The organism is Stenotrophomonas sp. 05L44_2 (genome assembly GCF_056665995.1).
In genome coordinates this window covers 1-5,720 of record NZ_JBFTNR010000202.1, presented here as the reverse complement: position 1 = coordinate 5,720, position 5,720 = coordinate 1, and the positions used below count along the sequence as shown (strand labels likewise).

The 5,720-nt window shown below is 64.4% G+C and carries 9 protein-coding genes; 1 reads left to right on the top strand and 8 read right to left on the bottom strand.

Going from position 1 to position 5,720, the window contains the following annotated elements:
- The 8 genes from AC1VAN_RS09000 to AC1VAN_RS08965 form a co-directional block, all read right to left on the bottom strand.
- The coding region (locus tag AC1VAN_RS09000; protein WP_480985661.1) for a hypothetical protein at positions 1-220 on the bottom strand (220 nt) is incomplete at its 3' end.
- A gap of 136 nt (positions 221-356) precedes the next feature.
- A complete protein-coding gene (locus AC1VAN_RS08995; protein WP_442251247.1) occupies positions 357-824 on the bottom strand; it encodes a recombination protein NinB in 468 nt (155 codons plus the stop codon).
- Between the two features lie 202 nt (positions 825-1,026).
- The gene (locus AC1VAN_RS08990) at positions 1,027-1,413 is read right to left on the bottom strand and encodes a DUF551 domain-containing protein (RefSeq protein WP_442251248.1); all 387 of its coding nucleotides are present in this window, start codon (positions 1,411-1,413) and stop codon (positions 1,027-1,029) included.
- Entirely contained in the window at positions 1,410-2,849 is a 1,440-nt protein-coding gene (locus AC1VAN_RS08985) for a replicative DNA helicase (RefSeq protein ID WP_480985660.1), read from the bottom strand. Before AC1VAN_RS08985 ends, AC1VAN_RS08990 begins: the two co-directional genes overlap by 4 nt.
- Positions 2,846-3,697 (bottom strand): hypothetical protein, encoded by an 852-nt coding sequence (locus tag AC1VAN_RS08980; protein ID WP_442251250.1) that lies wholly within the window; start codon positions 3,695-3,697, stop codon positions 2,846-2,848. Before AC1VAN_RS08980 ends, AC1VAN_RS08985 begins: the two co-directional genes overlap by 4 nt.
- Positions 3,697-4,311 (bottom strand): HNH endonuclease signature motif containing protein, encoded by a 615-nt coding sequence (locus AC1VAN_RS08975; protein ID WP_442251251.1) that lies wholly within the window; start codon positions 4,309-4,311, stop codon positions 3,697-3,699. Before AC1VAN_RS08975 ends, AC1VAN_RS08980 begins: the two co-directional genes overlap by 1 nt.
- A complete protein-coding gene (locus AC1VAN_RS08970; protein WP_478013530.1) occupies positions 4,308-4,673 on the bottom strand; it encodes a hypothetical protein in 366 nt (121 codons plus the stop codon). The genes AC1VAN_RS08975 and AC1VAN_RS08970 overlap by 4 nt, the downstream gene beginning before the upstream one ends.
- 285 nt (positions 4,674-4,958) lie before the next feature.
- Positions 4,959-5,159 carry a hypothetical protein gene (locus AC1VAN_RS08965; protein ID WP_442251253.1) on the bottom strand — a complete coding sequence of 67 codons (201 nt, stop codon included), beginning with the start codon at positions 5,157-5,159 and terminating at the stop codon, positions 4,959-4,961.
- Here AC1VAN_RS08965 and AC1VAN_RS08960 point away from each other — a divergent pair.
- Entirely contained in the window at positions 5,158-5,706 is a 549-nt protein-coding gene (locus tag AC1VAN_RS08960; protein WP_442251254.1) for a hypothetical protein, read from the top strand. The two genes, AC1VAN_RS08965 and AC1VAN_RS08960, sit on opposite strands and share 2 nt — an antisense overlap.
- Positions 5,707-5,720 lie beyond the last annotated feature (14 nt).

Sequence of the window (5,720 nt, the reverse complement as noted above, 5' to 3'; positions counted from 1 at the left end):
TCTTCATGATGGTCCACATGCGTTTCTGCCCGTGGATCCCATTGAAGCTGTCCTGGTGGCAGTCCTTGCAGAGCGCCACGGTGGTGTAGTGCTGGCCCTGGTTGATGTGGTGGGCGTCGGACGGTGCCGGCGCATCGCACACACTGCAGGGCAGATGCTTCACGGCCTCCAGGTGCGCGCGCTCGGCCGCGGTGAAGGCCTTGGCGTTCTTGGTCCTCATCGACGACGCTCCCCGTGCCGTTTCGTGGCCGCGCATCGGTCGAGAGCAACGATTACGCCCAACCTGATCCGGGCAACGTCTTTCGAACGGCAAAGGAAGCAGAGCTGCGCCAGAACGTAGTCCAGTGAGCTGCCCATCACGCAACCCTCCTGCTTGGCGGCGCGAACTGCGCCAGTTTTTCCACTGAGCTGTCCGACCAGCGCACCCGGTCCGAGAACTCGGCGTGGATGAAGGTCAGGAAGTCGCCCATCTTTCGGCGGCTGTACTTGCTGGTCTGGGCGCCGAGCATCACCACGCCGCCGCGCAGGCCGGGGGCCCATTCGGTCTCCTCCTCGAACGCAGCGGTCAGCACGTCCTTCCAGTCGTAGGGCGTGGCCTGCCTGGTGCTGCCGTCGCGGCGGGTGATCACCAGCGGCACCTGCTTGGCGATGTCGCTCAGCGCCGGCCACATCGCCGCGTTCTGGTCGAGCGTCCGCTTCGGCTCGTCCAGGGTGATCTGTACCGGGCCGCCCTTGATCCAGTCGTTGATGCCGCTCACGACGTTGGACAGCACCTGCGGCCAGTTCCGGTTCCCCTGCGGGTCGATCAGGAAGGTGCGCTTCATGCCTTCTTCCTCCAGCGCATGCAGCGGTTGCAGTAGACGTTGCCGCCACCGCAGTGACTGCACTTCGGCTCCTCAAAGTGGAACTCGGTGCAGTCGCCGCAGAAGTCGGTCCAGCACCACACCAGCCAGTACCAAGTCCCCTCGACGCAGCGGGGGAACCAGAGGAACTGGCGCTTGTACTCAGGCCGAGGCGATCCCCACTTCATCCCTCCACCTCCGGCGGAGCGGGCAGCGGCTGCCAGTGGGTGGGCGCTTCGGTAATCGAAGTACCGCCGCCGACAGTTCTCCACTCGCCCTCGTAGCGGCTATCCCAGAAAACCATGTACTGGTTCTGGCGTTCCGGGCACCACACCAAGATCGAGCGCGTCGTCTTCGGCGCCGACTCAATCGGCTGCCACTGCGGGGCGCGGGTTGCGTGGCCATAGCCCGTGTCGAACCCGAAGCGAATCAGCTGCCCGATAACCCGCAGCTCAAACTCGTAGCTCTCCAAGTCTTCGCCGTCGCGGACGTTACCGGCCTCCTGATGGTGGCCCCACTCATTGAGGCAGCTGGCCAGCAGTTCGCGGGCCTTCAATTCGATCTCGCTCATTCGTCACCTCCTTGGCGCCCACRGCGGCTACCGAGTCGCGGCGCAAGCTGGCGCGTCGGCTTCCTCGGTTCGGGCGGGGCTTCGTTGAACTCGTAGGCGGGGCCGTCCCAATCGACGGCGCGCTGGTACTGGTACTGGTTGCGCAGGGCAACGACGGTGCCGGTCTGGATGTTTCGGCCCTTGCCAACGATCACCTCGACCAGGCCCGGCCGGTCGTTCGGGTTGTAGACGTCGGGGCGGTGCACGAACAGGATCACGTCCGCCACTTCCTCGATGCCGCCGGAGCCGCGGATGTGCTTCACCTCGGGGCGCTTTGCCTCGGCGCCGGCGCGGTTGAGCTGCGCAAGCACCACCACCGGGCACTTCAGGAACTTGGCCAAGCCCTTCAGGTCGCGCAGTGCCTGCCCACGCTCCAGYGCCTCGTCCTGCTTCCCAGGTAGCGTCATCTCGTGCAGGTGATCCAGCACCACCAAACGCAGCGGCTTGCGAGCGTGCGCGCGTTTGGCGCGGGCCACGATCTGCGGTGCGCTCAGCTGCGGGTCGTCGTCCAGCAGAATTGAGGCGCCCATCATGTCGCTGATGGCGGCAGTGGCGCGGGACCAGTACAGGTCGGCGTCCTCGTTCCCGTCCGAGCCCTCCTGCCCGATGATCCACTGCAGCGGGATCTCGCCCAGCGCGGCGACGTCGCGGGCGGCCACGTCGGTGTCGTTCATCTCCATGGAGAACACCGCCACCGCATCGCCGCGCAGGCCGGTGAACCTGGCCAGCTGGAACCCGAGCAGCGACTTGCCCATGTTGGAGCGCGCCGCCAGCACGATGACCTGGCCGTCCTGCAGACCGCCGATTGCCTTGTTCACGTCGGCCCACGGCGTGGGCATGCCGATGGGCTTGCCGTCGCGGTGCCGGGCCAGCAGCTCGTCGGAGAACCGCTTCATCACCTCCCGGTAGGGCCGCAGTCCCGTGGAGCGCACCGGCGCGATGCTGTTGAGGCGAGAAGCCATGTGCGCGGCCAGTTCCTCGGCCGAATGCCCCCGACGGTTGTAGGCCGCCTGCAGCGCCTTCTGGCAGATGTCGATGAACTGCCGCTTGTGCGAGTGCTCAACGATCACCTCGCCGTAGCTGACGACGTTGGCCGAGGTGTAGGCGCTGCCGGCCAGCTCCAGCGCCAGCGTCACCAAGTCGTCGGCACCGGCCTCCACGTTGGCGTAGATCCACTCGCCGACGGTCACGGCATCGGCGGGCTTGTTGGCCCCGCACAGGGCCACGATCGCCGCATAGATGGCCTGGTGCTGGTGGGAGTAGAAATCCTGCTCGCTCAGCCAGTCCTGCACGTTCGCCAGCTCGGCGTTGTGCAGCATCAGGCCGGCCAGCACTGCTGCCTCAGCGTCGAGGTTGTGGGGCGCGCTGTCGCCCATGGGATCCATGACGGCGTTCATCGGCGCAGCTCCAGGTAGTTCCCTTCGATGACCTTGGCGAAGTTCTTTGGCCTGACCAGCCACTCCAGCGTGCAGGCGAAGGCCCGGCCATCGCGGTCAGTGCGTTCGCCCATCAGGAACGGCATCTCGCGCACCGAAGCGAAGAACTCCCGCCACCAGTCCAGGTTCTGCCGTTCCGGCGCCCCCTTCCAACGGGCGCGCAGCAGCTCCTTCCGGTCCTCTTCCCACACCCGGACCTGCGCCAGCTCCGGGAGCACCTCGTGGTACAGGTCGATGATTTCCATGTGCGGGCAGTTCGGCACTGCCGGCTTCTTCGGGCGGTTACCGAGCAGGTCCTGCCCTTCTTCGGCATCGTTGTCGGCGTGGTCGTCAGTCGCGGCATCGCCGCCGGCTGTCGACAAATCCACGCCAGTGGATTCCTTTCCCTGTTCCCTTCCTTTCCCTTCCTTTCCCTTCCTTTCAGGTGATGAGTCCTCACTGAGCGTTCCGTGAGCGCTCAAACCATCACCCCAAACGATGTGTATCACCTTGATTTTGCTGGCTGTCGGACGGTTTACCCGCTGGTGCTCGTCAAACTTCACCACTCGGCCGTAGCGCTTTCCGTCAGCACCCGCGCCAAGCTCGATATAGCCAACGTTTGAGAGCTGATTGAGCATTTCCTGCGTGCTCAGTGAGTACTCACGGAGCGGCAAGCACTCGGCTTTGACCAAAGCAGGATTGGCGTTGAAGTACCCCTCGTCATCGGCGTGGTTGAGCAGCGCCGCCGCGAGCATGTGCGTGATCTCCGGAAGCGCACTGAGGTCCTCGTGCTTCCAGAATTCAGGCTTGATTGTTCGGATGCGGGCCACTACGCAGCTCCCAAGAGGTCAGGCTGCGGCGTAGCCGTGCGCCGGGCTTCCGCCCTGGCCTGCTCGGCCGCGCATCGGGACAGGTGCGCGACGATCTGCTCGCGCGTCATGGGCGGGCTGGACTCGGCCAGCAGCACGCACTCTTCAAGCCGCTTCAGGTACTCATCACGATTCATGGAGACCTCCTGCTGGATGAGCTGGTCACGCCGCTCTACTGCCGCACCTACCGTCGGGAAGACCCCGGCATAGACGCGCCCGCCATCGGCGCACGGGATTCGCACAACGAACCCCCGTGGATGCAGGTGGACACAACGCTCGCCAGTGGCACCTCTCATCCTCTGGTGGCGGTTGCGGGAGTTCTGAGCGCTGGTAACGCAGCGAAGGTTGGAGCGCTGGTTGTTGAGGGTGTCGCCGTCGATGTGATCGACACACATGCCCTGCTCCGCTCCAGCGATCAGCCGGTGCAGGTAGATCCGCCGCCCGGCTTCAGTTCGGTACGCGTAGACGTGCCGGCCGCGATGCGTGCTGGCGCTCCACTTCTTCCCACCATGCTTGGCGTGGTCCACGTCATCGAGAACGCATACCAGGTCGCGCGAAAGCTGCAGGCGCTTCATGGCCAGCGGACCCCCAGCTTGTTGAGCGTGCTGGTCAGGCCGGCCAGCTGCTGCTGCAGCTCGGCCAGTGCCTCGGCCGTGGCTGCCTCGGGGGAGATCAGGTAGCGCTCGATCAGGTAATGAACCGGCGACACGTCGCGCGTCTCGGCGATATAGCGCTCCAGGTCATCGATCGACAGGCCGCGCGGTTTGCCGCCGCTGTCGCAGCCGGCGAGCTTCTCGCTGAGCTTGGACGGGGCCATATCGAGCCGGCCGGCGATGGTGGTAACGCCGGCTCCGCTGTAGACCTGGGAGGCGATATGCTCCCGCAGCGTCTTGCTGCGAGTCAGGCCGTCTTCGAAGGTGATTTGCAGACTTTTCATGCACTTATCCGGTTGGTGGGAATGCAGGGGTCAACGTGTTCCCCTGCGTTCCCCTGACTGGTCCTGAAAATGGCCGCTCCCCAAAACTAGAGCGGCCAGTGGTGAATTCAGAGGTGAAGCGGTCGAGCGGTGTCGTGGAGCTGGTGCCAGTTGCAGGCCGGCTGTTCGTGCTGAGGCGCTACGGCGATCGGGTGAAAGTCACCCAGGTGGAGCGGAAGACCCCGCCCGCTCCCGGCAGCGGCACCGTGGTGCCCTTCCCTGCCCGGGGTCGGTGAGGTGGTCATGTCAGGGACGACGCCGGCGAGCGGCCTTGCGCTCGGTGGTCACGGCGAGATCAACGAGTGCCTTGCCAACCTCATAGGTCGGCTGCATCAGGCCGCGGCGAATCCGGTTGATGGTGGACTGCCGGGCACCCACAGCAGAGCCAATGCTCTGCTCGGTCAGCCCAGCGGCGCGGAGACGTTCGATGGCGAGTGAGGGGTTCATGGCCAAGGAAAATATCCCATTCGGGATACGCATGGAATCCCCAAATGCATTTTGTCCGACGAACGGTATGCGGGATCATTCCTGTATGCATGACGACGACCTGCCCCGCCGCAATATTCAGTTCCTGATTGACCGCCACCAGGCAAACGCCACTGAAGTTGGCGTCAAGTCTGGGGCGGGCCAGTCATGGGTCAGTCGATACCTGAACAACAAGATCGACAAGGCAAATCCCGAGAAAATTGGCTTAGTCGCTAAGTTCTTCAACGTCTCAGCAAGTGACGTCATGTGGACTGACCTGTCCGCTTCGGCCGACGCTTCGCCGTCTCAGCCCGTGGGATCGGAGCGCGAGATAGTTGCAGCCGCAGTGAAGTTGGTGAGCGAAATGGAGGCCATGGCGCCTGAGCCGCTCCCCAAGGAGACCTATGCGGATCGCCTGTACGTGGCCATGAAGGTGGTCCAAGAGGAAGGTGCCGCTGGGATCATGGACGACAGCAACGTGATCGTTGCCCTACGTCGCTTCGCTGCCGAGCTTCGTAAAACAGGGTGAGGACAGCATGGCGA